Source organism: Oleiphilus sp. HI0043 (genome assembly GCF_001634935.1).
Genome location: NZ_LWEY01001157.1, coordinates 1 through 1,273 on the forward strand (window position 1 = coordinate 1; position 1,273 = coordinate 1,273).

General features: G+C 46.1%; 1 protein-coding gene and 1 tRNA gene. Both read right to left on the reverse strand.

Going from position 1 to position 1,273, the window contains the following annotated elements:
• Nucleotides 1-155: 155 nt before the first annotated feature.
• A tRNA-Ile gene (locus tag A3729_RS13355) sits at nt 156-232 on the reverse strand.
• A gap of 99 nt (nt 233-331) precedes the next feature.
• Nucleotides 332-1,273, reverse strand: a 942-nt coding sequence (gene rpoD, locus A3729_RS13360) for an RNA polymerase sigma factor RpoD (protein WP_068633980.1), incomplete at its 5' end; no start/stop codon positions are given.

Sequence of the window (1,273 nt, forward strand, 5' to 3'; positions counted from 1 at the left end):
TTTATACGTGGGTCAAAATTCGATGCAAATATATGGCTTTAGTGGGTCAGTTTTGGGTGCAAATCAACAATGAGGCCAATGTAGCACTGATGTAGCACAACTTATTCCAAGCATGCCAGCTACTAAAATAACCAATTGAAATAAAAGAAGAAAAATGGTGCCCCCTCCCTGACTTGAACAGGGGACCTACCGATTATGAGTCGGGTGCTCTAACCAACTGAGCTAAGGGGGCACTGATTTTGGCTTTGAGCCAAGAGATGATCCAGAGAGTTCTTGATCAATACGGGGCGCATTATAATGCGCCCCGAAAGAAGATGCTAGAGGAAAATGCTTATTCGTCCAGGAAGCTTCTTAGGTGATCTGAGCGGCTTGGATGGCGTAGTTTTCTTAGCGCTTTCGCTTCGATCTGACGGATACGCTCACGCGTTACGTCGAACTGCTTACCTACTTCTTCCAAAGTATGGTCTGTGTTCATTTCGATACCAAAACGCATACGTAGTACTTTTGCTTCTCTAGCAGTTAGTCCGGAAAGAACCGTACGTGTAGACTCTCTTAAGCCCTGGCCTGTAGCCGTATCAACGGGCGATTCTGCCTGGCCATCTTCGATAAAGTCACCCAAGTGTGAATCTTCGTCATCACCAATAGGCGTTTCCATTGAGATTGGTTCTTTAGCAATCTTAAGGACTTTACGTACCTTGTCTTCAGGCATATCCATGCGCTCACCTAACTCTTCAGGTGTTGGCTCGCGGCCCATTTCCTGAAGCATCTGGCGTGAGATGCGGTTCAATTTATTAATGGTTTCGATCATGTGTACCGGAATACGGATCGTACGTGCCTGGTCAGCAATAGAACGAGTAATTGCCTGACGAATCCACCATGTAGCGTAAGTCGAGAACTTGTAACCACGGCGATATTCGAACTTATCTACCGCTTTCATCAAGCCAATGTTACCTTCCTGAATAAGATCCAGGAACTGTAGGCCACGGTTGGTATATTTCTTCGCGATGGAGATAACCAAACGAAGGTTGGCTTCTACCATTTCCTTTTTCGCACGACGCGCTTTTGCTTCACCAATCGATACACGACGGTTGACGTCTTTAATTTCAGCGATGGTCATGCCAGTTATGTTAGCCATTTCTGCGATCTTTCTTTGCGCACGCGTAATTTCAACACGGTTCGCTTCTAGCTTCGCTGCACAGGGGTGACTTTCTTCAATTAGGCCGTCAATCCACTGTAGGTTTGCTTCATTACCCGGGAATCGTTTGATGAACTC